The sequence below is a fragment of the Ruegeria sp. BHSC223 genome (assembly GCF_059613025.1).
On sequence record NZ_JBXWRR010000004.1, the window covers coordinates 120,850 to 142,733 of the forward strand.

A 21,884-nucleotide genomic window follows, 5' to 3' on the forward strand; every position below is an offset into this window, starting at 1 on the left:
GCGATGGCGGTCGACGGCTATTCCCGGGTTGTCCAATACCTCAAGGTGCTGTTGCCGCTTACGGCACTGGGCCTGCTGTCGGCCGTGTTCCTGCTGTCGTCGCGTGGGACGGATACCATTAGCCCGATCCCCTTTGCCGAAGACGAGATCGCCGACCGCACCCGCGGCCAGCAGATCACCGGCCCGTTTTTCTCGGCTGTCACCCCCAAGGGCGAACAGATTCAGGTGCAGGCAACGCTGGCCCGCCCGGGTGGCGAGAACGCGCCCGCCGAGGCCACCGACCTTGTCGCTGAACTGCTCTTGCTGGGGGGAAGGCGGATCCGGCTGACCTCTGATCTGGGCACCGTGCAAATGGACAAGGATCTGGCGATCTTTACCGGAAACGTGGTGATCACCACCTCGGATGGGCTGACATTGACCACCGATCAGCTCAATGCAGGGTTGAGCGGAATATCCGGTGAAACCCCCGGCAGCGTGCGCGGAACGGGACCTATCGGAGAGTTTACAGCAGGTTCTATGCAAATGGGGGCTGAAAACGAGGGGGGCCCTGTCCATATTCGTTTCAAGAATGGCGTGAAGCTGTTATATGACCCCAAAGCTGCGGAAAGATAACGTGTGATCGAAATTCGTGCATTGATCCTGGGCCTCGTCCTTGCCCTTGGTGCCGTTGCGGTGCAGGCCGAGGGCACCAAGGTTGCTTTTGGCACGGTCAAGGCCGACCCGACGCTGCCGGTCGAGGTGACCGCCGACAGTCTGGATGTGAGCCAGGAAGACGGCTCGGCCGAGTTCCAGGGCAATGTGCTGGTCTCGCAGGGCGAGATGCGACTATCGGCCAAACGCGTTCTTGTCATCTACAATCAACAGGCCTCGGGGATCGAGCGGCTGGAGGCAACCGGCGACGTTGTGCTGGTCAGCGGACCAGACGCCGCTCAGGCCCAGCGCGCCGATTACACCATCGGTACCGGTGTCATCGTGATGACGGGTGATGTCCTGCTGACCCAGGGCAAGAATGCGCTGAGTTCAGGAAAGATGACGGTCAACCTCATCTCGGGAACCGCCCAGATGGTCGGCCGCGTGAAAACCATCCTCAACTCGGACGGCGACTGATGAACAAACCCCAGTTGACCGTGACAGAGGGTTCCTCGGGTCTCAGAATCGAGAAGCTGCGCAAATCCTATCGCAAGAAGACGGTGATCCGCGACGTCACGATGACCCTTGGCCGATCCGAGGTGGTGGCGCTGCTTGGACCGAACGGGTCGGGCAAGACGACCACGTTCTATTCTGTCGCCGGGCTGGTATTTCCCGAGGCCGGAAAAGTCATCATTGATGGCCAGAATGTCACCACCCTGCCGATGTATCGCCGCGCGCGGATGGGGATCGGCTATCTGCCGCAGGAAATGTCGATCTTTCGCGGACTCAGCGTCGAGGACAACATCCTGTCGGTGCTCGATATCACCCAGAAACACGCCCACAAGCGGCGCGAGCGGCTCGAAGAGTTGCTCTCGGATTTCTCGATCGAACACCTGCGCCGCGCCCCGGCGCTAGCGCTCTCGGGCGGTGAACGCCGCCGGGTTGAGATTGCACGCTGCCTGGCCGCCGATCCGAAATACCTGCTGCTTGATGAACCCTTTGCCGGGGTCGACCCGATCAGTGTCGGCGACATCCGGCACCTGGTCTCGGACCTCAAGACTCGGGGCATCGGCGTGCTGATCACCGACCACAATGTGCGCGAAACGCTTGAGATCGTCGACCGTGCCTATATCCTGCATGACGGGCAGGTTCTGATGTCGGGCAGCCCCGAGGAAGTGGTGGAAAACGAGAATGTCCGCCGCGTCTATCTGGGCGAGAACTTCCGCATCTCCTGAACCTTCGCAAAGACCCGCCGACTTGTGGAAATCATGTCGCGCCCGCGCGGTTGCCATTGACAGCGGGCGCGTCTCTTGCCTCAATTGGGCTATGGCAAAGTGCTGGATCGAAGCTGTTTCTGGTCACCCCTTCGGAGAAGGGAACAAACGGCCACAACCCGGCGCCTCGTCAAATCCCGTCACCCTAAAATAACAGGCAAGCCGTATTTCGCGGCGTCAATAGGGGTGAATTTTGTGAAGGAGATCACATGCGTTATCAAATCAGCGGAAAACAGATCGACATCGGTGCGGCCTTGCAAAGCCATGTTCAGACCGAACTGAGCGAAGTGGTGTCGAAATATGCGCAGCGTCCGACCGACGCTCATGTCGTGTTTTCCCGTTCGGCGCATGAATATGTATGCGAAGCCACCGTGCATCTGTCGACCGGTCTGACCGCCCAGGCCAAGGCGCATGCGACCGAGATCTATGCCGCCTTCGATGGCTGCTGCGAGAAGATGGACAAGCAGCTGCGGCGCTACAAGCGGCGGCTGAAGGACCACCACAAGGACCGGGCGGAGCCAGTTGAACTCTTCGGAGCCTCGTCTTATATCCTCGCCTCGGAAGAACCGGACGCGCAAAGCGAGCCCGACTCGCTGCAGCCGATGATCGTCGCCGAAATGGAGACCAAGATTCCATCGCTGTCAGTTGGCGAGGCCGTGATGCAGATGGAGCTGGCTGGTGCCCCGGTGCTGGTGTTTCGGAATGAAAGCAAGGACGGGTTGAACGTCGTGTACCGCCGCGAAGACGGCAACATCGGCTGGATCGATCCGTAATAGGCAAGACACGAACTGCGCGCGCCCGGCCACCTCGCGGCGCGCGCGAGGAGCAAGACTTTATGGAGCTTTCGAGCATCCTCAAACCAAACGCGGTCCGCGTTATCGGTGCCGCGTCGAGTAAGAAGAGATTATTTCAGGAAATCACGGACTTGGCCGAGGCGACCCTGAAACTGGACGCCCAAGAAACCCTTGAGGCCCTGCTCGAGCGTGAAAGTCTGGGACCGACCGGCGTCGGCCATGGCGTGGCGCTGCCGCATGCACGCGTTGCGGGCCTGGATCAGGTGGCGGGCGTGTTTGTCCTGCTGGAAAAGCCGCTGGATTTCGGCGCTGTCGACCGCCAGCCGGTCGACCTGGCCTTTGCGCTGTTTGCTCCTGAGGACGCCGGTGTCGAGCATCTCAAGGCGCTGGCGCTGGTCTCGCGCACCCTGCGCGAGCAGGCGGTCTGCACCAAGCTGCGGGCCAACCCGGATCCGACCAAGCTCTATGCCATCCTGACCGAATCACACCCGCTTCAAGCGGCGTGACAGGCGAGCGCAGAAACGACAAAGGGCCCCGACGGGGCCCTTTTCGGTTGGTGACGTTGCGTCGGGGGTCAGGACCCCATTTCCAGCGCCCACCAGATCTTGCCGTTGTTCTCCTGGAACCAGGCAAAACCCATCATGATCGCCTTGGGGTCCAGGATGACCGACCGCGAACCCGGCTCCTCCATCCATGCGGCCAGGGTCTCGACCTCGGTCTCGTAAGTCTCCGAGATCGCCTCGCCGAGGAAGATGCCGGTGTATCCAGCCCGGCGGGCACGGTCGATCGGCGATGACCCGTCCGAGCCGAAGTGCCAAGGCCGGTTCTGCACCGACATATCGCGGGCATGGGTGGCTGCGGCGGCGTTCAGCTCGGGGCTGAGCTGCACGACGCCCAGACCCGAAGCCTGGCGCAGCGCGTTGACCGAATCGAGCATTCTGAACTGCAGTTTCGAGGCGTCACCTCGAATCCGGTAGACCTTGGGCAAAGGTTTGCCGTCCGAGCCAAGCTGCGTCGGCCCGCCGGTATCTGTACAGGCGGCCAGTGCCAGCAAACCGGCAAGGAGAAGGGAAATCAGTCGTGTCATGGTCGCACCGCATCCTATTGTCGGCCACTCAGATAGCCTTTGACCGGTTCCGATGCAAACCCTGCCTCCAATGCGGTGCCAATATCGGCGCAGATTGATTTGCGACTGCGTCCCTTAGGCCATATTATGTAGCTCGTCCTGTGAATTTCTGCGTAAAGGTCCTTTTGATGGTCAAGAAACCCACCTCACTTTCGACCCGGCGTAGCTTTCTTGTCGGTGCCGCCACTGCGCTCGGCACACCTGCGCTGGCACAGTTCACTACCGAAGACCCGCTGCGCCCCGCGCCCGAGCCCGAGCCACCGGTCCGCCGGAATATCTCCAGCTTTCGTGCGCTTGACTGGCAGCCCTATTTCTCGAACACCCGTAACGGTGCCATTCTGGTCGATACCGTATCGCGGGCGCTGCATTACTGGTCCGAGGATCAAAGCATCTATCGGCTGTTCCCCTCGTCGGTGCCGCTGACCGATGAACTGACCCGCCGGGGCCGCACCAGCGTGATTCGCAAGGTCGTCGGTCCAAGCTGGGCCCCAACCCCGTCGATGAAGAAGCGGAACCCGGAATGGCCGGACTACATTCCGCCAGGGCCAGACAATCCGTTGGGCACCCATGCGCTCTATCTCAGCTGGAAGTATTACCGCATCCACGGCACCCATGATACGCGCAAGATCGGCCGCAGATCATCCAACGGCTGCATCGGGCTTTACAACGAGCATATCGCCCAGCTGTACGATCTGGCCAAAGTTGGCACTCAGGTGTTGCTAATTTGACGACATTTCGGCGGGCAAAGCAGCTTGTCGCGCAACAACCGTTTGCATTCCAACCGCATAGCTGATTAGAAAAAGCTCACGAGGTAAGTCTTGGGTGCGCGGTTCAAAAATTGATGAATCGCGCAAATTCTGGAGGTTAACATGAAGAAACTCGTTCTCGCCGCTGCTCTGTCCGCTGCCGCATCGACCGCTTTTGCCGGCAACCTGGCCGAGCCGGTTGTCGAAGCACCGGTCATCGTCGAAGAGACCCAGAGCTCGTCGAGCGGCATCCTGCTGCCCCTGATCCTGCTGGTTCTGGTCGGCGCCGCTGTTGCAGCCAACAACTAATAGATTGGCCTAGCGCCAGTTGTAAGAAAGGCGGTGGTCTCCACCGCCTTTTTTATTGCCTGCCCAACATGTTGCCCCGCAGGGCAAAGCTTGGCTGTCAGTCCAACCACCCGCCCAGATTGCTTTCCACCACCTTGGCCAGCGCCGCGATATGGGCATCCTCGTCGTTGAGACAAGGGATATAGGTAAAGCTCTTGCCGCCCGCGTGCTCAAAGCTCTCGCGAATCTCCTCGTTGATCTCTTCCAGTGTCTCGATGCAATCGGAAGAAAAGGCCGGCGCGACCACGGCGATGTTGCGCTTACCCTGCCGCGCCAGTTCTGCCACGTGGTCGACCGTATAGGGTTTCAGCCATTCCTCGGGGCCGAATCGCGACTGAAAGGTCGAGATAACCTCGCTCTTGTCCCAGCCCAGGCGCTCGCGCAGCAGCCGCGTGGTTTTTACACACTGGCAATGATACGGGTCGCCCTGCATCAGATAGCGCTCGGGCATGCCGTGATACGAGCAGACCAGAACGTCGGGCCGACTGTCCATCGCCGCATAGGCGCGCTCGATCGATTGTGCCAGCGCGTCGATATAGATCGGTTCGTCGAAATAGGCCGGCACGGTGCGCGCGGCGGGTTGCCAGGCCTCGTCCATCAGCGCGCGAAAGAACTGGTCGTTGGCCGTCGCGGTCGTGGCCCCGGCATATTGCGGATAGAGCGGAAAGAACAGGATACGGTCGCAGCCCTCGGCCACCATCTGGCGCACCTTGGACTTGGTCGAGGGATTGCCGTAGCGCATGCAGAAATCCACCAGAACCCGGTCGCCATAGCGCTCGGCCAGTGCCGCGCGCAGCTTGGCGGTCTGGTCCTTGGTGATCGTCATCAGCGGGCTTTCGCCCTTGTCGTGATTCCAGATGGATTTATAGGCCGCGCCCGAACTGAACGGCCGCTTGGTCAGGATGATCCCCTGCAGGATCGGCTGCCATTTCCAGGCCGGATAATCGATCACCCGCTTGTCCGACAGAAACTCGTTCAGATAGCGGCGCATCGGCCAATAGGAATAGTCGTCGGGCGTGCCGAGATTGGCCAGCAACACGCCAACGCGGCCCATTTTCACCTTGGGGTGGTCAGCGGGCGCATGGGCGGGGCGGGTGGCGTCGAACATATCTGGCTTCCTGAATTTCTACGGGTTTGCACTGAGATAACGGGAAATCCCCTGCCGTCAATCGGGCAAGGTCGTTTCCGATGTACCCAAAGCAGCCGCCAGCCGGGCGCTGGCCGATCCCGGACGCAGCGGTTTGGGCTGGCTTTCATCCGGCGCCCAACCTGTCAGACAGATCAGCTCGAACGTGGCGGGCAGGCGGTTTTCGGACGTGGCGAAATGGGCAGCATATATGTCCTCTGCCCGTGTGAACACCGCACGCCGGGTCGGGTGACGCAGACGCGCGGACAGGGCATTGGCCTCTCCCATCTCGCGCAGATCGCGCATCAGATGGGGCAGGTCGCGGTATTCGGCAGTGAGCGTCAAGCTATCCGCAACCGGCAGCGCCAGCCCAGCCCGCTGGAGCAGCGCGCCCAGATCGCGAATCTCGGCCATCGGCGCCACCCGCGGACTGATACCACCGGTGACCAGGGATTCAGCCTCGGCAAGCGATGCGCGCAGTTGATGCAGGGTCTGGCCGCCAAAGCAGACCGCCAGCAACAGCCCGTCGGGGCGCAACGCGCGGCGGCACTGAATCAGTTGCCCAACCGGGTCATTGGCCCAGTGCAGTGCCATCGCATGTACCACCAGATCGCAGCTTTGCGGGGCCAGGTCGAGTATCTCGCCCTCTGCCACGATCCGGGCCGTCAGAAAGTGCTCGGCCCAAAGCGCCGGCGCCGGGGTCACCACCGACATGTCCGTAAAGGTTCTGTTAACCAAAGACAGGCGATCCTGAACCTCGTCCAGCGCGGCGCGGTGCAGGAACAGCGCCGCGTCCCGCATGCGGGCACGGCGCGCGGCCAATGCGACGCGATCGACCAGCGCGGGGGGCAGTGAGGAACCGGGTGTCGTCATGAGGCGCAGTTAACCCATGTGGCAACAGATTCAAACCGCGATCGAAACGGTCTATCCGCCGCGCTGCCTGGGTTGCGGCGATCTGGTAACATCCGATTTCGGCCTGTGTGGCAAATGCTGGCGCGACACGCCCTTTATCGACGGCACCGTCTGCGACAGTTGCGGCGTCCCCCTGCCCGGCGCCCGTGATGGGCACCGGATCGAATGTGACGACTGCATGACCCATCCCCGCCCCTGGTCGGATGGGCGCGCGGCGCTTCTCTATACAGGGCGGGCCCGGCGTATGGTGCTGGCATTGAAACATGGCGACCGGCCCGAACTGGCCCGACCCGGCGGCCTGTGGATGGCCCGCTCGGCAGCGCCCCTGCTACACGCCAACATGCTGATCGCGCCGGTCCCACTGCACTGGTCGCGCTTGCTGCGCCGCCGCTATAACCAGTCCGCCCTGCTGGCGCAGAGCGTCGGGCGCCAGACCGGCCTGCCGGTCTGTCCCGACCTGCTGGTTCGCGAGCGCGCCACACCGATGCTTGAAGGGATGAGCACCACCCAGAGGGCCGAAACTCTTGCAAACGCTATCTCGGTCCATCCGCGACGGCGCCAAGGGCTGACGGCGCGCAAGCTGTTGTTGATCGACGATGTGATGACCTCGGGAGCCACTTTGTCGGCAGCGACACGGGCCTGCCTCGATGCGGGCGCCGATCAAGTTTTTGTTTTGGTACTGGCGCGGGTCACCCGCGAGGCATAGCTGCGCAATCACCAGACCCGCGCCTGTCAAAAACCGGTCTCCACTTTCGCCGGAAATGATCTAGATTGGCGCGAAACGAAGGATACCCGGATGAAACCCGTCGAAATCTATACCTCGCCGCTTTGCGGTTACTGCCACGCGGCCAAAAGGCTGCTGGATCAGAAAGGCATTGCCTTTACCGAGATCAACGTGCTGACCAACCCCAAGCGCAAACCCGAGATGATCCAGCGCGCGGGCGGGCGCCGTACGGTGCCGCAAATCTTTATCGGCGGTCAGCACGTGGGTGGCTGCGACGATCTCTATGCGCTGGAACAGGACGGCAAGCTCGATCCGCTGCTGGCCTCCGGATGAAAACCGCGCTGCTGCAACTCTCCTCGTCGGACGACCCGGCGGCCAATCTGGACATGGTTCGGGGCATGGTCGCCGAGGCCGCCGCGCGGGGCGCCCGCTGGGTGCTGACACCAGAGGTGACCAATTGCGTCTCGAACAGCACCACACGCCAGCGCGAGGTGTTGCAGCACGAAGAGGACGACATCACCCTGGCCGGGCTCAGGGAACAGGCGGCCGAGCTGGGAATCTGGCTGCTGATCGGCTCGCTCGGGCTCAAGACACACGATGCCGACGGGCGGTTTGCCAACCGGTCATTCATGATCGGGCCGGATGGTGGGATCGTGGCCCGCTATGACAAGATCCACATGTTCGACGTGCAGGTGACCGAGACCGAGACCTTTCGCGAATCGGCCAATTACCGACCCGGTGATCGGGCCGTGCTGGCCCCGACCGAATTCGGCACCGTGGGGATGACGATCTGTTATGATCTGCGGTTTCCGCATCTGCACGCGGCGCTGGCACAAGCGGGGGCGACCGTCCTGACCGTTCCGGCAGCCTTTTCGCCGGTGACCGGTGCCGCGCATTGGGAATCGCTCCTCAGGGCGCGCGCGATCGAGACGGGCTGCTGGGTATTGGCCCCGGCACAGACCGGCACCCACCCAAACAGCCGCGGCAAACCGCGCCGCACTCACGGTCACAGCCTGGTCGTTGCGCCCTGGGGAGAGGTGCGGATCGACGCAGGCAGCGAACCGGGGATTCACATCTTCGATCTGGATGATACATCTGTTACAGAGGCGCGACGCAGAGTCCCAAGTTTGACTCACAAACGCGCCTTCGATGGACCCTGACCCTGTGGCGAGATGGCTGACGAAATCCACACCCTGGCGGTATCGCTGTTCAGCGAAATCCTGACAGCAGATCAGCTGTTGCGCAACCGGCTCAGCCGGGTGCTTCCCAAAGGTATGGAAATCTCGCATTTTTCGGTCCTGAACCATCTGGTCTTTGTCGGAGATGAGCGCACCCCGGCACAGCTGGCCAGCACGTTTCACGTGACCAGGGGGGCGATGACCAATACGCTCGCCAAGCTGGAATGGGCCGGGTATATCCATATCCGCCCGGACTGGGACGATGCCCGGCGCAAGATGGTGGCGATCAGCCCGGCGGGACGGCAGGCGCGCGATCAGGCAATCTCGATGATTGCGCCATTGATCGACCAAGTGGTGGGCGAACTGGGTACCGAGCGCGTTCGGCTGGCCCTGCCGGTGCTGCGGGATCTGCGGATCAAACTGGAAAACAACTGAACCGGAACCAAACCGGAAATCAAAGATTTCCGGCCAGGAAAATTCTCAATTTTCCTGGCCGTTTTCCGTATCGGAAAACGGCGCGCCTAGCGCGGCCGCAGGCTGGCGGTCACGTAGTTGACGCTCAGATCGCGATCCGAGATAGACCACTGCCACGAGATCGGATTGAACACGAATCCCTTGCGATCCACCGGATCCAGCCCCGCCTGCCGCAGCAGGTCGAACAATTCATCCGGGGTGATGAATTTGGACCACTCATGCGTTCCCCGCGGCAACCAACGCATCACCACCTCGGCCCCCAGGATCGCCATCGCATAGGATTTGGGATTGCGGTTGATTGTCGAGCAGATCTGCAGGCCGCCCGGTTTCAACAGATCATGGGTCGCCCGTAAATAGGAGAGCGGATCGGCCACATGCTCGACCACCTCCATGTTCAGCACCACGTCGAACAGCTCGCCCGCCTCGGCCAACGCCTCGGCTGTGGTGTGGCGATAGTCAACCTCCAGGCCCGACTGTTCCGCATGGATGCGCGCTACCGGCAGATTGCCTTCGGCGGCATCTGCTCCAACCACCTCGGCCCCCAGCCTTGCCATCGGTTCGCTCAGTAGCCCGCCGCCACAACCGATATCGAGCAGCCGCAATCCGGCAAAGGGTTGGTGCCCGGTCAGGTCCCGGTCGAATTCGCCGGCAATCTGCCGGGTGATATAGTCCAGGCGGCAGGGGTTGAGCATATGCAGCGGTTTGAACTTGCCATGCGGATCCCACCATTCGGCGGCCATCGCCTCGAATTTCGCGATCTCTGACGGGTCGACCGTGTTCGGATGCGCTTGCATTCCTGTCTCCGTGTGCTCTTTTACCCATTGCGGACTATATAGGCCTGTAATGGACAAATACCCGGACCAAAAGCGCGCAATGCAATATCTCTATCCGCCGATCGACCCGTTCGACCAGCGGATGCTGGATGTTGGTCAGGGTCACCGCATCTATGTCGAGCAAAGTGGCAATCCCCGCGGGATCCCTGTCGTGGTTCTGCATGGCGGACCGGGCGGTGGATGCAGCCCGGCGATGCGGCGCTATTTCGATCCTGCGGTCTACCGGGTGATTCTTTTCGACCAGCGCGGTTGTGGCCGGTCGCGACCGCATGCCTCGGTCACCGACAACACCACCTGGCATCTGGTTGCCGATATCGAACGCATCCGAAAGGCGCTGGAGATCGACAGCTGGATCGCCTTTGGAGGCAGCTGGGGCGCGACCCTGGCACTGGTCTATGCCCAGACTCATCCCGATCGCGTTACCCGGCTGGTGCTGCGCGGCGTGTTCCTGATGACCCGGGCCGAGCTTGACTGGTTCTATGGCGGCGGCGCCGGGCGGTTCTGGCCGGAACCCTGGTCGCGCTTTGCCGCGCTGATCCCGGAAAATGAACGCGGCGACATGATTTCCGCCTATCACAAGCGCCTGTTCTCGGGGGATATGGCGCAAGAGATCCGCTATGCCCGCGCGTGGTCGGCTTGGGAGAATGCGCTTGCCTCGATCCACTCCAACGGCACCACGGGCGAAAGTCCCGGCGATTATGCCCGTGCCTTTGCCCGGCTCGAGAATCACTATTTCATCAATGACGGCTTTCTGGAATTCGACGGCCAGATCCTCGCCAATATGGGGCGCATCTCGCATATCCCCGGCCATATCGTGCAGGGGCGCTATGACATGATCTGCCCACCCAGTTCGGCCTGGAAGCTCAGCGAGCTGTGGCCCAGTTGCGAACTTCGGATGATCCGCAATGCCGGCCACGCCCTGTCCGAACCGGGCATCAGCGCCGAGCTGGTGCGGATCATGGACGGCATCGCCGAGGAGGTCGCGACATGACTCGGATCGACCGCCGCGCGCTGTTCGCCTCGGGTGCTGCCGCAGCCCTTTTGGCCTCGACGGGCATGTCGCTGGCCGACCGGCCCCGGGAGGGGGGCACCCTGCGTCTGGCGGTACCGCGAGACGACAGCCTGGAACGGATCGCGCGCGGTGCCGTGTTCGACACCCTGACCGAGATCGCGCCCGACGGCACCCTCAGGGGAGAGCTGGCGACCGGCTGGCAACCCGACGACAGCGCCCGGGTCTGGAGCTTTGATCTGCGCGACGACGTCACCTTTCACGATGGCACGCGGTTCTCTGCCAGCGATGCCGCCGCGTCGCTCGCCGAAATCGGCCTGACCGAGGCGCTTGGCCCCACGCGGCTGCGGCTGGAACTGGCCGAGGCCGATCCCGGCCTGCCCTTTCGGCTGGCCGATATTCGCTTTGCCATCACCCGCGCGGGCGGAGCGGTCACGCCGCTGGAACAGGCCAACGGCACCGGTTGTTACCGGGTCGAACGGGCCCAGGACGGGCGGCATTTCCTGGGCCGCAAGGTTGCCGATCACTACAAGCAGGGTCAGGCCGGTTGGGCCGACATGGTCGAGGTGATCGTGATCCCCGACCCCGCCGTCCGGGCCGAGGCACTGCGCGACGGCTATGTCGATGTCGCCGCCCTGCCCCTGCCCGACGGGCTGCGCGACCGTACCCGGTTCCGCTATCACCCCTCCGAGGACGACATGGCGCTCGCCGCCGCCGTCTCGGTCGGCCTGCCGCGCCAGATCAGCAGCCGCAGTCCGCTGGACGATGGCCGCATCGCGGAACGCTGGTGGATAACTTAAGTAGCTTACCTAATCAGAAGCTACGTTCCAACTTGCGCCTATTGAGTTTTCAATGAACTTAAGCGTTCGAAGTCGAGCAAAGCTTGCGACATAAGCATGGTGTACGCTTAGTACCCTTTCCTGCAACGTTTGATCATCTTCCAGATTCACTATCTTCAACCCAAACTCTTTGCACTTCTCTTTCATGAAGTGATGGCCATGTTCAGATGTTTCTTGGTAGTTCATCAAACCTTCAACCGCCTTCTCAGCCGCAGAGTTTGGGTCCTCGCAATCAATGAACATATTTCCCGCCAACCACTCAGATACCATCTTTTTGGTTCCTAAGATTGATCTCTCGCAGTTGGCTATGAACGCAGGGGGGAACTTTCGAAAGACTTCTTGCCAAACCAGGGTTTTGGCAGGGTTTTTCTGTATTTCATCCAACGCGCTGTCAATTTCATGAATTACCCCAAGCGCTGGTGCACCCATGACTTGTGGATCAGTTGGACCTAGGCTCGAATGTTTCCCCATGACAATCTCACTTGCAGCACACGCTATCATCGTCCCACAAGACATAGCCAGCTGAGGTACAATCACACGAATGTTCTTACCAAACATCCCATACAGATACTCGACAAGAGCGCGCGTTGCTTCGATCGCTCCTCCCGGGGTGTGAAGGATTAAGTCAAGCCCTTTCCCCCGCTCAAGATTGTGAATAACCGCCATAAAGCCGTTTATGTCAAAATCATCAATAGAGGAGGCCGGGTGAGGCGGTTTTTGCAAAAATCCTGAATAGTAAGCAATCACCGGCCTCTCAACATGAGACGAAAGTTTCCCAAGGTAACAACTTCGGACGTCGTCACAAACAACTTCAACCCTCTCGCCACCTGAAACGCGCCTAGATATCTCGAGGTCTACTTCATTCCAAGTCGGCATTTTTGGGTAACGAGTATGATCTTACTGTGATAGGGGTAAACTCACCATACAACGAAAAGCTGAGTTGTGAATAAGAGTCTGCTATCAGGTTTTTCGATGTAGGGTTTTCTTGCTTAGACGGAGCAAGAAGCCCTAGCCTCTCCAACTCCAATATTCTGGCAGATCGCTCAGTCATCGAATCACCCTCTTGGCTTCCGATTCCAGATTCGCACTCATTTGTCAATATTTCAAGGATTATCGCTAGAGGGTGACCTAGAAGCCCAACTCAGACCGAGCGTTTTCCTCTCAACTCAGAAATAGAAGAGGTGGCTATTACGCTTGCAGACTCACCCCATCCCGCGTATATGCCTTGACAACAGCGGCGCGTCGGGCACTGGCCTGGGGTTCCACCGGAATAGATCGACGGGCCGCGCGCCCGTTTTTTTGTGCCCGGAGCTTGGGTAAGACACGAGATGACCAACAACCTGATAGCAAAGGCCGCCATCGACCGGCGCCTGGCCGAGATCGTCAGCCCCGTGATCGCGGATCTGGGATACGAGCTGGTGCGCATTCGCCTGATGAGCGGCAAGAGCACCACGCTCCAGATCATGGCCGACAAGCCCGATGGCGGTATCGAGGTGGACGATTGCGCCGCGATCTCGAACGCGGTCAGCGCCACGCTGGATGTCGAGGATCCGATTCTGGATGCCTATACGCTCGAAGTGTCGAGCCCGGGCATCGATCGGCCGCTGACCCGGCTCAAGGATTTCGAGATGTTCGAAGGCTACGAGGCCAAGATCGAAACGACCGAGTTGATCGACGGCCGCCGCCGGTTCAAAGGTGAACTGGCCGGTGTCGAGGGCAACGAGGTGCTGATCAACATCGACCAAAATGGCGAAACGGTGACCATCGGCCTGGAATTCGACTGGCTGAGCGATGCCAAGCTGGTTCTGACCGACGACCTGATCAAGGAAATGCTGCGTCAGCGCAAGGCCGCCGGCGTTCTGAACGAAGACCAATTCGACGAAATCGTAGAGGAAGCGCCCGAAACGGGCGCCACGACCATGGCCCGCGACGGGTCCGAAGAGGAGACGAACTAATGGCAATCACCTCTGCAAACCAGCTGGAGCTGTTGCAAACCGCCGAGGCCGTGGCCCGTGAAAAGATGATCGACCCCGGTCTGGTGGTCGAGGCGATGGAAGAATCTCTCGCACGCGCCGCCAAGAGCCGCTATGGCGCCGAGATGGACATCCGCGTCCATATCGACCGCAAGACCGGCAAGGCGACCTTTACCCGTGTCCGCACCGTTGTCGCCGATGACGAGCTGGAAAACTACCAGGCCGAGTTCACCGTCGAACAGGCCAAGCAGTACATGGAAAATCCGCAGATCGGCGATACTTTCGTCGAAGAGGTGCCGCCGGTCGAGATGGGTCGTATCGCCGCGCAATCCGCCAAGCAGGTGATCCTGCAAAAGGTGCGCGAAGCCGAGCGGGATCGTCAGTACGAAGAGTTCAAGGATCGCGCCGGCACCATCATCAACGGCCTCGTCAAGCGCGAGGAATATGGCAACGTCATCGTCGATGTGGGCGCGGGCGAGGCGATCCTGCGCCGCAACGAGAAGATCGGCCGCGAAAGCTATCGCCCCAACGACCGTATCCGCTGCTACATCAAGGACGTACGCCGCGAGCCGCGCGGCCCGCAGATCTTCCTGTCACGCACCGCGCCCGAGTTCATGGCCGAGCTGTTCAAGATGGAAGTTCCGGAAATCTATGACGGCATCATCGAGATCAAGGCCGTGGCCCGCGACCCCGGTTCGCGCGCCAAGATCGCCGTGATCTCTTACGACGGCTCGATCGACCCGGTCGGCGCCTGCGTCGGTATGCGCGGCAGCCGCGTACAGGCGGTGGTCAATGAATTGCAGGGCGAAAAGATCGACATCATTCCGTGGAACGAGGATCAGCCGACTTTCCTGGTGAACGCGCTGCAACCGGCCGAGGTGTCGAAGGTGGTGCTGGACGAAGAAGCCGGCAAGATCGAGGTCGTGGTCCCCGAGGAGCAGCTGAGCCTGGCCATCGGTCGTCGGGGCCAGAACGTGCGCCTTGCATCGCAGCTGACCGGTCTGGACATCGACATCATGACCGAGGCCGAGGAATCGGCGCGCCGTCAGAAGGAATTCGAGAGCCGCACCGCGCTGTTCATGGAAACCCTCGATCTGGACGAGTTCTTTGCCCAGCTGCTGGTCTCCGAAGGCTTCACCAATCTCGAAGAGGTCGCCTATGTCGAGCTTGACGAGCTTCTGGTGATCGACGGGGTCGACGAAGGCACCGCCGAAGAGCTTCAGGCCCGTGCCCGCGACTATCTCGAGGCACAGGCCAAGGCGGCGCTGGACAATGCCCGCGCCCTGGGAGCCGAGGACAGCCTTATTGAATTCGAGGGCCTGACACCCCAAATGGTCGAGGCATTGGCCAAGGACGACGTCAAGACGCTGGAAGATTTCGCGACCTGCGCCGACTGGGAACTGGCCGGAGGCTGGACCACGGTCGACGGTCAGCGCGTCAAGGATGACGGCATTCTGGAGCTCTTCGGCGTTTCGCTGGAAGATGCGCAGGACATGGTGATGACCGCCCGCGTCATGTTGGGCTGGGTCGATCCAACAGAACTCCTCGAAGAGGCGGAAGAGACCGACGAGGGCGAAACCGCAACCGACGAGGAGGCCGAGGCCTGATTCCGGGTCGACGGAGATAAAACATGACACGTGGCGGTGCACATAAAGACCGGACCGAGGGTCCCGAACGCAAGTGCATTGCCACAGGCGAGGCACGGCCTAGATACGGGCTTATCCGTTTCGTGGCCGGTCCCGACGGGCAACTGGTGCCCGATATCGCGGGCAAACTGCCCGGACGCGGCACTTATGTGGCCGCAGACCGGGACGTGCTGCAAAAGGCCGTGGACAAGAAACTCTTTGCCCGCGGCCTGAAACAGCAGGTGCAGGTGCCCGACGGGCTGGTGGACGAGGTTGAGCGACAACTGGTCCGCCGCGTTGTCGACCTGCTCAGCCTGGCACGCAAATCCGGCGACGCGGTCGCGGGATACGAAAAGGTCAAGACCTGGCTCGACAAGGAAGAGGCGCAGGTCCTGATCCAGGCCTCGGACGGATCGGGCCGAGGCAAGACCAAACTGAGCACGCCACATTTCGGCAAATACATCGGTTGGCTCACGGCGGATGAATTGGGCATGGCTTTTGGCCGCCAAACAGTGATACATGCGGCGCTGGCCTCTGGTGGACTCGCCAAACGTGTTGTAGAGGAAGCGCAACGCCTTCGTGGAATGCGCAAAACGGATGACGGCGGCAAGGGCCGCGCGGAAGGGTAAGAAGCTTTATGAGCGATACTGACGGCAAAAAGACATTGGGTCTGCGTGGTTCCCGCCCCGGGAACGTGAAACAGAGTTTCAGCCACGGACGGACCAAGAATGTCGTGGTGGAAACCAAGCGCAAGCGCGTGGTGGTCCCCAAGCCAGGTGCCGGAAAGCCCAGCGCCGGCAGCTCCTCGCCGGCCGGTGACCCTTCGCGCCGCCCTGCTGGGATCTCTGACACCGAGATGGAGCGTCGGCTTAACGCGCTGAAAGCCGCCAAGGCCCGCGAATCCGAAGAAGCGGCGCAGCGAGAGGCCGAAGAAAAGGCGCGCGCCGAAGAGCGCGAACGTCGCCGGGCCGAACAAGAGGCCAAAGAGCGTGAACAGCGCGAGGCCGAACAGCGTGCCCGTGAAAAGGCCGAGGAAGAAGAACGCCAGCGCCTCGAGGCCGAGGAAGAGGCCAAGCGTGCCGCAGTGCGCGCTGCCGCCGAGCAGGACGCTCCAAAGGCCGAACGCAGCGCCGAGCGTGTGCCGGCCTCTGCCCGCCCCGACAGCGGCGACAATGCCCGCCGGGTCGACCGCGACCGCGAACGCGAGCAACGCCAGACCCGCGGCAAGGGCCGTCAGGATGGTCGCCGCTCGGGTAAATTGACGCTCAGCCAGGTCACCGACGGCGAAGGCGGACGCCAGAAATCGCTGGCCGCGATGAAGCGCAAGCAGGAACGCGCCCGCCAAAAAGCAATGGGTGGCGGCGCTGAGCGTGAAAAGGTGATCCGCGAGGTTCAGCTGCCCGAGGCTATCGTGGTTTCGGAGCTTGCCAACCGCATGGCCGAACGCGTGGCCGATGTGGTCAAGGAACTGATGAAGATGGGCATGATGGTCACCCAGAACCAGACCATCGACGCCGACACCGCCGAACTGATCATCCAGGAATTTGGCCACAAGGTCGTCCGGGTTTCGGATTCCGACGTCGAAGACGTCATCTCCGATATCGAGGACGCCGAAGAAGACCTCAAGCCTCGTCCTCCGGTCATCACCATCATGGGCCACGTGGACCACGGCAAAACCTCGCTTCTGGATGCCATCCGCGACGCCAAGGTTGTTGCAGGCGAGGCCGGTGGCATCACCCAGCATATCGGTGCCTATCAGGTCAAAACCGATGGCGGCACAACGCTCACCTTCCTCGACACGCCGGGCCACGCCGCCTTTACCTCGATGCGCTCGCGCGGTGCTCAGGTGACCGATATCGTGGTTCTGGTTGTTGCCGCTGATGACGCGGTGATGCCGCAGACCGTCGAGGCGATCAACCACGCCAAGGCCGCCGGTGTGCCGATGATCGTGGCGATCAACAAGATCGACAAACCCGAGGCGAACCCGACCAAGGTGCGCACCGACCTGCTGCAACACGAAGTGGTGGTTGAGGCGATGTCGGGCGAAGTGCAGGATGTCGAGGTTTCGGCCAAGACTGGCGAAGGTCTGGACGAGCTGCTCGAAGCGATCGCACTGCAGGCCGAGATCCTGGAGCTGAAGGCCAATCCCGACCGCCCGGCACAGGGTGCGGTGATCGAGGCGCAGCTGGATGTGGGCCGTGGCCCGGTCGCCACCGTTCTGATCCAGAAGGGAACGCTGCGCCAGGGCGACATCTTTGTTGTGGGCGAGCAATACGGCAAGGTCCGCGCCCTGATCAACGACAAGGGCGAGCGCGTGACCGAAGCCGGACCTTCGGTTCCGGTCGAAGTTCTGGGCCTCAACGGCACGCCCGAAGCGGGTGACGTTCTGAACGTGACCTCGACCGAGGCGCAGGCCCGCGAGATCGCGGAATACCGCGCTCAGGTCGCCAAGGACAAGCGCGCCGCTGCCGGTGCCGCCACCACGCTGGAGCAGCTGATGGCCAAGGCCAAGGCGGACGAGAATGTCGCCGAACTGCCGATCCTGGTGAAGGCCGACGTGCAGGGCTCTGCCGAGGCCATCGTTCAGGCGATGGAAAAGATCGGCAACGACGAGGTGCGCGTGCGCGTGCTGCATTCGGGCGTCGGTGCCATCACCGAAACCGATGTGGGCCTCGCCGAGGCCTCGGGCGCGCCGATCATGGGCTTCAACGTCCGGGCGAACGCAAGCGCGCGTAACACCGCCAACCAGAAGGGCGTCGAGATCCGGTATTATTCGGTGATCTATGACCTGGTCGACGACGTCAAAGCGGCCGCGAGCGGCCTGCTGAGCGCGGAAATTCGCGAGAACTTCATCGGCTACGCGAATATCAAAGAGGTGTTCAAGGTCTCCAACGTCGGCAAGGTCGCCGGTTGTCTGGTCACCGAAGGTGTCGCCCGCCGCTCTGCCGGTGTGCGTCTGCTCCGCGACAACGTGGTGATCCACGAAGGCACGCTGAAAACCCTCAAACGCTTCAAGGACGAAGTGGCCGAGGTTCAGTCGGGCCAGGAATGCGGTATGGCCTTTGAAAACTACGACGATATCCGCCCCGGCGACGTGATCGAGATCTTCGAGCGCGAGGAAGTCACCCGGTCGCTGACCTGATCGGAGACGGAAATCAGACTGATGGGGCGGCTCGCGAGAGCCGCCCTTTTTCATTTCGAGATCAGGGAGTTACCCAAAAAAGAGGCAAGAAAAGGCCCCATGCCTCTTCTTGCCCTCAAGACCCATGTGAGTGGTGGTCTTTAAACTCTCGAACTTTCCACGTTACGCCTTGGGCTGCGAGCCTTGCGACATATCCGCTTCGGATTTCTTGCTGCGAACCATGGCTTCTCCGTACAGAAGCGCGCCGCATCAAACATCCATATCCTCCGGCAAGGAAGGGATCGACACAACGTTCTGACCCGATACTTCCGGCATGCCACATATACACCATCGCGCACGAGGAATCACATGAGAATTCGCCCGAAAACAGTGTTCAAAGCGCCGCAAGAAAACAGTATCTAGCTTAAATGTTTGCTTGGAATGCCAAATTTGCACAGATTACCAAGCGTCAAGATATGATGAATGTGACAAGAACCCGTTACAACCAGTCGCGCAGGATCGGGATCAGGGGGATATCCGCTGCTGGCATCGGGTAGTTGCGCAGTTCGTTTGCCCGTACCCATGTCAGCGCCTGCCCTTCGCGAGATTGCGGAATCCCCTCCCACTTGCGGCAGGCAAACAGCGGCATCAGCAGATGAAAATCATCATAGCTGTGGCTGGCAAAGGTCAGTGGCGCCAGGCATGAGGCCCAGGTATTGATCCCCAGTTCCTCGTGCAGCTCGCGGATCAGCGCCAGTTCGGGCGTCTCGCCGGGTTCGACCTTGCCGCCGGGAAACTCCCACAAACCGGCCATCGACTTGCCTTCCGGGCGCTGCGCCAGCAGCACCCGGCCATCCACGTCGATCAGCGCGACGGCGGAAACAAGGACGGTTTTCACGAGCGGTAATCCGCGTTGATCTCGATATATCCGTGGGTCAGATCGCAGGTCCAGACGGTTGACTTGCCTTCGCCAAGGCCCAGATCGACACCAATGACCAGCTCCTGCCCCTTCATATAGGCGGCGGCATCCTCTTCGCGGTAGGTGGGGCTCACCCAACCTTTCTCCGCCACCAGTATATCGCCAAACGAGATGCTCAACAGGTCACGGTCAGCAGCAGCGCCGGATTTGCCGATCGCCATCACCACCCTGCCCCAGTTCGGATCCTCACCTGCGATCGCGGTCTTGACCAGCGGCGAGTTGGCAATCGCCAGACCGTGCACCCTAGCATCGGTATCGCTGGCCGCGCCGGTCACCCGGATCTCGACGAACTTGGTGGCACCTTCTCCGTCGCGCACGACCTGCTGGGCCAGGTCCAGCATCACCTCTTCCAGCGCGGCGGCGAACTCTGCATTGCCCGTCGCATCCACCCCCGAGGCACCGGTCGCACACAACAGCAGCGTGTCCGAGGTCGAGGTGTCGCTGTCCACGGTGATGCAGTTGAAGGTGCGGTCGGTCATTGCCGACAGCATCGCCTGCAACGCACCCTGTTCGACGCGGGCATCGGTAAAGATATAGACCAGCATCGTCGCCATGTCGGGGGCGATCATGCCCGAACCCTTGGCGATCCCGGCGATCTTGACCATCTTGCCGTCGATCCCGACGGTCCGGCTGGCGCCCTTGGCAAAGGTGTCGGTGGTCATGATGGCGCGGGCGGCATCCTCCAGCGCGTCGGGGCTGAGCGCCGCATTCAGATCGCCCAGCTTGGCCACGATACGCTCGTGCTTCATCGGCTCGCCGATCACCCCGGTGGACGAGGTAAAGACCCGCCCGACCGGCACACCTGTCGCATCTGCCACCGCCTGCGTCACCTCGGCCACCGAGGTCTGGCCGTAATGGCCTGTAAAGGCGTTGGAGTTGCCTGAATTGACCAGAATCGCGGCCGGTCCGTCGCTGGCGCCGCCGATCTTGGCCTGACAGTCCAGCACCGGTGCCGAGCGGGTGGCCGACCGGGTGAACACCCCCGCAACCGAGGTACCCGGAGCCAACACCGCCAGCATCACATCGGTGCGACCCTGATAGCGCACCCCCGCCGCGATACTGGCCAGCTGCACACCGTCGATGACGGGCAGCGTCGGAAACGCGGCCGGGGCCAGAGGGGAAACCTTGGTGATCTTCGCCATTTCGGCCTTACTCCTGCACCAGTTCCAGCTGCCGCAGCACGCCGGGTTCGATCCCGTTCAGATCGGGCTTTTCAATCTCGCTGTCCTTGGTCAGCTCGGCCAGTCGCGCGTCGATGGCATCCTGCTGGATGCGGCCTGCCAGTTCGTCGCGCACCTCGTCCAGCGCCGGGGCCTCGGACTTGCGCTTGTCATTCAGGATGATCACATGCCAGCCGAACTGAGTCTGCACCGGGTCCGAGATCTGGCCCGCGGTCAGCGCCACGACCGCCTGTTCGAATTCCGGCACCATCGCGCCCGCTCCGAACCAGCCCAGCGCGCCGCCATTCGGCCCGGACGGACCGGTGGATTTCTCCTTGGCGGTGGCTGCGAAATCAGCGCCGTTGTCGAGCAGCTCCTTGACGGCCTTGGCCTCGTCCTCGGACGGGACCAGGATATGCGAGGCATTGTATTCCTCGCCACCGAACCCGTCGGCATATTGCGCGTCATAGGCCGACTGGATCGCCTCGTCGGTGGTGGCGGCGGCCATGATCTCTTCGATGGTCTCACCCGCCAGCAACGAGCGCTCCTCGTTCTCCAGCGACAACACGACCTGTTTCGGGGTCTCACCCGTCTGTTGCTGTTTCAACAGGGTCTGCTGCACCAGCTGGTCCAAGATGCCGTCGAACAACACATTGTCGGGCAGTTGCTGATACTGCTGCGGCAGCGAGGCACGCGCGATGATCATGTGACCCAACGTGATCTCTTCGCCATTGACGCGGGCCACAACCGTGTCCGCCTCGGCCTTTGTCTCGGCCGCGACCGGCAGGGCCAGCACCAGCGCAAGCGCCAGCGATGGCAAGATTGTGAGACCTTTGGGCATTGATTCATCCTATTTCCAGGCCGCAACGGGGCGCGGCGTTGACACTCTGGACCCTGCCGCTTACATCGCTTGAAGCCTTTGACAGGACCGCCTTCACCCCCCGTATCTATGGGTTGTGCGCAAGGCGGACAAGCCTGTCGTAACCATGACAGAACAAATCCGCTGGAGTGCA

The 21,884-nt window shown here is 61.5% G+C and carries 25 protein-coding genes; 17 read left to right on the forward strand and 8 right to left on the reverse strand.

The genetic code is table 11. The annotated features are described in order from the left end of the window. Positions 1-3 precede the first annotated feature (3 nt). From AC2FNY_RS09625 to AC2FNY_RS09645, 5 genes are all read left to right on the forward strand, one after another. Entirely contained in the window at positions 4-612 is a 609-nt protein-coding gene (locus AC2FNY_RS09625) for a hypothetical protein (RefSeq protein WP_496802312.1), read from the forward strand. Between the two features lie 3 nt (positions 613-615). Next, positions 616-1,107, forward strand: a complete 492-nt coding sequence (locus AC2FNY_RS09630; RefSeq protein ID WP_496802313.1) for an LptA/OstA family protein — start codon at positions 616-618, stop codon at positions 1,105-1,107. Next, positions 1,107-1,865 (forward strand): LPS export ABC transporter ATP-binding protein, encoded by a 759-nt coding sequence (gene lptB / locus AC2FNY_RS09635; protein WP_234216708.1) that lies wholly within the window; start codon positions 1,107-1,109, stop codon positions 1,863-1,865. The genes AC2FNY_RS09630 and lptB overlap by 1 nt, the downstream gene beginning before the upstream one ends. Before the next feature lie 248 nt (positions 1,866-2,113). After that, positions 2,114-2,677, forward strand: coding sequence for a ribosome hibernation-promoting factor, HPF/YfiA family (gene hpf, locus AC2FNY_RS09640; RefSeq protein ID WP_496802314.1), 564 nt, complete (start codon positions 2,114-2,116; stop codon positions 2,675-2,677). 62 nt (positions 2,678-2,739) lie between these two features. Further along, positions 2,740-3,204 carry a PTS sugar transporter subunit IIA gene (locus AC2FNY_RS09645; RefSeq protein ID WP_011045850.1) on the forward strand — a complete coding sequence of 155 codons (465 nt, stop codon included), beginning with the start codon at positions 2,740-2,742 and terminating at the stop codon, positions 3,202-3,204. A 68-nt stretch (positions 3,205-3,272) separates the two neighbouring features. Here AC2FNY_RS09645 and dalA read toward each other — a convergent pair whose 3' ends face one another. Then, positions 3,273-3,785: a divisome-associated lipoprotein DalA gene (gene dalA / locus AC2FNY_RS09650; RefSeq protein ID WP_234139225.1), complete on the reverse strand. Its 513-nt coding sequence runs from the start codon at positions 3,783-3,785 to the stop codon at positions 3,273-3,275. Between the two features lie 167 nt (positions 3,786-3,952). Between dalA and AC2FNY_RS09655 the strand changes: the two genes are divergently transcribed. Together AC2FNY_RS09655 and AC2FNY_RS09660 are read left to right on the forward strand one after the other, a co-directional pair. After that, a complete protein-coding gene (locus AC2FNY_RS09655) occupies positions 3,953-4,552 on the forward strand; it encodes a L,D-transpeptidase (protein ID WP_496802315.1) in 600 nt (199 codons plus the stop codon). A gap of 141 nt (positions 4,553-4,693) precedes the next feature. Then, positions 4,694-4,879 carry a hypothetical protein gene (locus AC2FNY_RS09660; RefSeq protein ID WP_234139223.1) on the forward strand — a complete coding sequence of 62 codons (186 nt, stop codon included), beginning with the start codon at positions 4,694-4,696 and terminating at the stop codon, positions 4,877-4,879. Between the two features lie 97 nt (positions 4,880-4,976). Here the strand turns inward: AC2FNY_RS09660 and hemH are convergent, their stop codons facing one another. Together hemH and AC2FNY_RS09670 are read right to left on the reverse strand one after the other, a co-directional pair. Continuing rightward, positions 4,977-6,026, reverse strand: coding sequence for a ferrochelatase (gene hemH / locus AC2FNY_RS09665; RefSeq protein WP_496802316.1), 1,050 nt, complete (start codon positions 6,024-6,026; stop codon positions 4,977-4,979). Positions 6,027-6,083: 57 nt separating this feature from the next. Next, on the reverse strand, positions 6,084-6,917 hold the full coding sequence (locus AC2FNY_RS09670) for a class I SAM-dependent methyltransferase (RefSeq protein ID WP_496802317.1): 834 nt from the start codon (positions 6,915-6,917) through the stop codon (positions 6,084-6,086). Positions 6,918-6,933: 16 nt separating this feature from the next. Between AC2FNY_RS09670 and AC2FNY_RS09675 the strand changes: the two genes are divergently transcribed. The 4 genes from AC2FNY_RS09675 to AC2FNY_RS09690 all read left to right on the forward strand — a co-directional run bounded on the left by AC2FNY_RS09675 (position 6,934) and on the right by AC2FNY_RS09690 (position 9,293). Continuing rightward, positions 6,934-7,662 carry a ComF family protein gene (locus AC2FNY_RS09675; protein WP_234177599.1) on the forward strand — a complete coding sequence of 243 codons (729 nt, stop codon included), beginning with the start codon at positions 6,934-6,936 and terminating at the stop codon, positions 7,660-7,662. A gap of 90 nt (positions 7,663-7,752) precedes the next feature. Beyond that, positions 7,753-8,013, forward strand: a complete 261-nt coding sequence (gene grxC, locus AC2FNY_RS09680) for a glutaredoxin 3 (protein WP_234139219.1) — start codon at positions 7,753-7,755, stop codon at positions 8,011-8,013. Continuing rightward, complete coding sequence (locus tag AC2FNY_RS09685) at positions 8,010-8,840, forward strand: carbon-nitrogen hydrolase family protein (RefSeq protein ID WP_234216702.1); 831 nt, start codon at positions 8,010-8,012, stop codon at positions 8,838-8,840. Before grxC ends, AC2FNY_RS09685 begins: the two co-directional genes overlap by 4 nt. A gap of 12 nt (positions 8,841-8,852) precedes the next feature. Further along, entirely contained in the window at positions 8,853-9,293 is a 441-nt protein-coding gene (locus tag AC2FNY_RS09690; RefSeq protein WP_234139217.1) for a MarR family transcriptional regulator, read from the forward strand. 86 nt (positions 9,294-9,379) lie between these two features. On the opposite strand, the gene ubiG is transcribed toward AC2FNY_RS09690, so the two are convergent. Beyond that, the gene (gene ubiG / locus AC2FNY_RS09695; RefSeq protein WP_234139216.1) at positions 9,380-10,126 is read right to left on the reverse strand and encodes a bifunctional 2-polyprenyl-6-hydroxyphenol methylase/3-demethylubiquinol 3-O-methyltransferase UbiG; all 747 of its coding nucleotides are present in this window, start codon (positions 10,124-10,126) and stop codon (positions 9,380-9,382) included. 49 nt (positions 10,127-10,175) lie between these two features. Between ubiG and pip the strand changes: the two genes are divergently transcribed. Beyond that, positions 10,176-11,156: a prolyl aminopeptidase gene (pip, locus tag AC2FNY_RS09700; RefSeq protein ID WP_234216700.1), complete on the forward strand. Its 981-nt coding sequence runs from the start codon at positions 10,176-10,178 to the stop codon at positions 11,154-11,156. Further along, entirely contained in the window at positions 11,153-11,974 is an 822-nt protein-coding gene (locus tag AC2FNY_RS09705; RefSeq protein ID WP_496802318.1) for an ABC transporter substrate-binding protein, read from the forward strand. The genes pip and AC2FNY_RS09705 overlap by 4 nt, the downstream gene beginning before the upstream one ends. Positions 11,975-11,983: 9 nt before the next feature. On the opposite strand, the gene AC2FNY_RS09710 is transcribed toward AC2FNY_RS09705, so the two are convergent. Beyond that, positions 11,984-12,760 carry an SDH family Clp fold serine proteinase gene (locus tag AC2FNY_RS09710; RefSeq protein WP_496802319.1) on the reverse strand — a complete coding sequence of 259 codons (777 nt, stop codon included), beginning with the start codon at positions 12,758-12,760 and terminating at the stop codon, positions 11,984-11,986. 581 nt (positions 12,761-13,341) lie between these two features. On the opposite strand from AC2FNY_RS09710, the gene rimP reads away from it, so the two are divergent. Genes rimP through infB form a run of 4 tightly spaced genes read left to right on the forward strand, consistent with a single transcriptional unit; the run spans position 13,342 to position 18,753 of the window. After that, positions 13,342-13,968, forward strand: a complete 627-nt coding sequence (rimP, locus tag AC2FNY_RS09715) for a ribosome maturation factor RimP (RefSeq protein WP_234165033.1) — start codon at positions 13,342-13,344, stop codon at positions 13,966-13,968. Next, positions 13,968-15,593 carry a transcription termination factor NusA gene (nusA, locus tag AC2FNY_RS09720; protein ID WP_496802320.1) on the forward strand — a complete coding sequence of 542 codons (1,626 nt, stop codon included), beginning with the start codon at positions 13,968-13,970 and terminating at the stop codon, positions 15,591-15,593. Before rimP ends, nusA begins: the two co-directional genes overlap by 1 nt. Before the next feature lie 23 nt (positions 15,594-15,616). After that, the gene (locus AC2FNY_RS09725) at positions 15,617-16,240 is read left to right on the forward strand and encodes an RNA-binding protein (protein WP_234139211.1); all 624 of its coding nucleotides are present in this window, start codon (positions 15,617-15,619) and stop codon (positions 16,238-16,240) included. Between the two features lie 8 nt (positions 16,241-16,248). After that, a complete protein-coding gene (gene infB / locus AC2FNY_RS09730; RefSeq protein ID WP_496802321.1) occupies positions 16,249-18,753 on the forward strand; it encodes a translation initiation factor IF-2 in 2,505 nt (834 codons plus the stop codon). Between the two features lie 478 nt (positions 18,754-19,231). On the opposite strand, the gene AC2FNY_RS09735 is transcribed toward infB, so the two are convergent. From AC2FNY_RS09735 to AC2FNY_RS09745, 3 genes are read right to left on the reverse strand one after another with little or no spacing between them, the layout of a single operon-like run. Continuing rightward, positions 19,232-19,630 (reverse strand): (deoxy)nucleoside triphosphate pyrophosphohydrolase, encoded by a 399-nt coding sequence (locus tag AC2FNY_RS09735; RefSeq protein WP_234139209.1) that lies wholly within the window; start codon positions 19,628-19,630, stop codon positions 19,232-19,234. Then, complete coding sequence (gene argJ, locus AC2FNY_RS09740; protein ID WP_496802322.1) at positions 19,627-20,853, reverse strand: bifunctional glutamate N-acetyltransferase/amino-acid acetyltransferase ArgJ; 1,227 nt, start codon at positions 20,851-20,853, stop codon at positions 19,627-19,629. The genes AC2FNY_RS09735 and argJ overlap by 4 nt, the downstream gene beginning before the upstream one ends. A gap of 7 nt (positions 20,854-20,860) precedes the next feature. Further along, positions 20,861-21,712, reverse strand: coding sequence for a peptidylprolyl isomerase (locus tag AC2FNY_RS09745; RefSeq protein ID WP_234165036.1), 852 nt, complete (start codon positions 21,710-21,712; stop codon positions 20,861-20,863). Between the last annotated feature and the right edge of the window lie 172 nt (positions 21,713-21,884).

Coding starts and splice junctions, on each gene's coding strand:
- hemH (WP_496802316.1), bottom strand. CDS start 6,026: ATGTTCGACGCCACCCGCCCCGCCCATGCGCCCGCTGACCACCCCAAG.
- AC2FNY_RS09655 (WP_496802315.1), top strand. CDS start 3,953: ATGGTCAAGAAACCCACCTCACTTTCGACCCGGCGTAGCTTTCTTGTC.
- AC2FNY_RS09670 (WP_496802317.1), bottom strand. CDS start 6,917: ATGACGACACCCGGTTCCTCACTGCCCCCCGCGCTGGTCGATCGCGTC.
- AC2FNY_RS09645 (WP_011045850.1), top strand. CDS start 2,740: ATGGAGCTTTCGAGCATCCTCAAACCAAACGCGGTCCGCGTTATCGGT.
- AC2FNY_RS09705 (WP_496802318.1), top strand. CDS start 11,153: ATGACTCGGATCGACCGCCGCGCGCTGTTCGCCTCGGGTGCTGCCGCA.
- AC2FNY_RS09675 (WP_234177599.1), top strand. CDS start 6,934: ATGTGGCAACAGATTCAAACCGCGATCGAAACGGTCTATCCGCCGCGC.
- dalA (WP_234139225.1), bottom strand. CDS start 3,785: ATGACACGACTGATTTCCCTTCTCCTTGCCGGTTTGCTGGCACTGGCC.
- rimP (WP_234165033.1), top strand. CDS start 13,342: ATGACCAACAACCTGATAGCAAAGGCCGCCATCGACCGGCGCCTGGCC.
- AC2FNY_RS09725 (WP_234139211.1), top strand. CDS start 15,617: ATGACACGTGGCGGTGCACATAAAGACCGGACCGAGGGTCCCGAACGC.
- nusA (WP_496802320.1), top strand. CDS start 13,968: ATGGCAATCACCTCTGCAAACCAGCTGGAGCTGTTGCAAACCGCCGAG.
- AC2FNY_RS09745 (WP_234165036.1), bottom strand. CDS start 21,712: ATGCCCAAAGGTCTCACAATCTTGCCATCGCTGGCGCTTGCGCTGGTG.
- AC2FNY_RS09625 (WP_496802312.1), top strand. CDS start 4: ATGGCGGTCGACGGCTATTCCCGGGTTGTCCAATACCTCAAGGTGCTG.
- infB (WP_496802321.1), top strand. CDS start 16,249: ATGAGCGATACTGACGGCAAAAAGACATTGGGTCTGCGTGGTTCCCGC.
- pip (WP_234216700.1), top strand. CDS start 10,176: ATGGACAAATACCCGGACCAAAAGCGCGCAATGCAATATCTCTATCCG.
- AC2FNY_RS09690 (WP_234139217.1), top strand. CDS start 8,853: ATGGCTGACGAAATCCACACCCTGGCGGTATCGCTGTTCAGCGAAATC.
- grxC (WP_234139219.1), top strand. CDS start 7,753: ATGAAACCCGTCGAAATCTATACCTCGCCGCTTTGCGGTTACTGCCAC.
- AC2FNY_RS09660 (WP_234139223.1), top strand. CDS start 4,694: ATGAAGAAACTCGTTCTCGCCGCTGCTCTGTCCGCTGCCGCATCGACC.
- ubiG (WP_234139216.1), bottom strand. CDS start 10,126: ATGCAAGCGCATCCGAACACGGTCGACCCGTCAGAGATCGCGAAATTC.
- lptB (WP_234216708.1), top strand. CDS start 1,107: ATGAACAAACCCCAGTTGACCGTGACAGAGGGTTCCTCGGGTCTCAGA.
- AC2FNY_RS09685 (WP_234216702.1), top strand. CDS start 8,010: ATGAAAACCGCGCTGCTGCAACTCTCCTCGTCGGACGACCCGGCGGCC.
- argJ (WP_496802322.1), bottom strand. CDS start 20,853: ATGGCGAAGATCACCAAGGTTTCCCCTCTGGCCCCGGCCGCGTTTCCG.
- hpf (WP_496802314.1), top strand. CDS start 2,114: ATGCGTTATCAAATCAGCGGAAAACAGATCGACATCGGTGCGGCCTTG.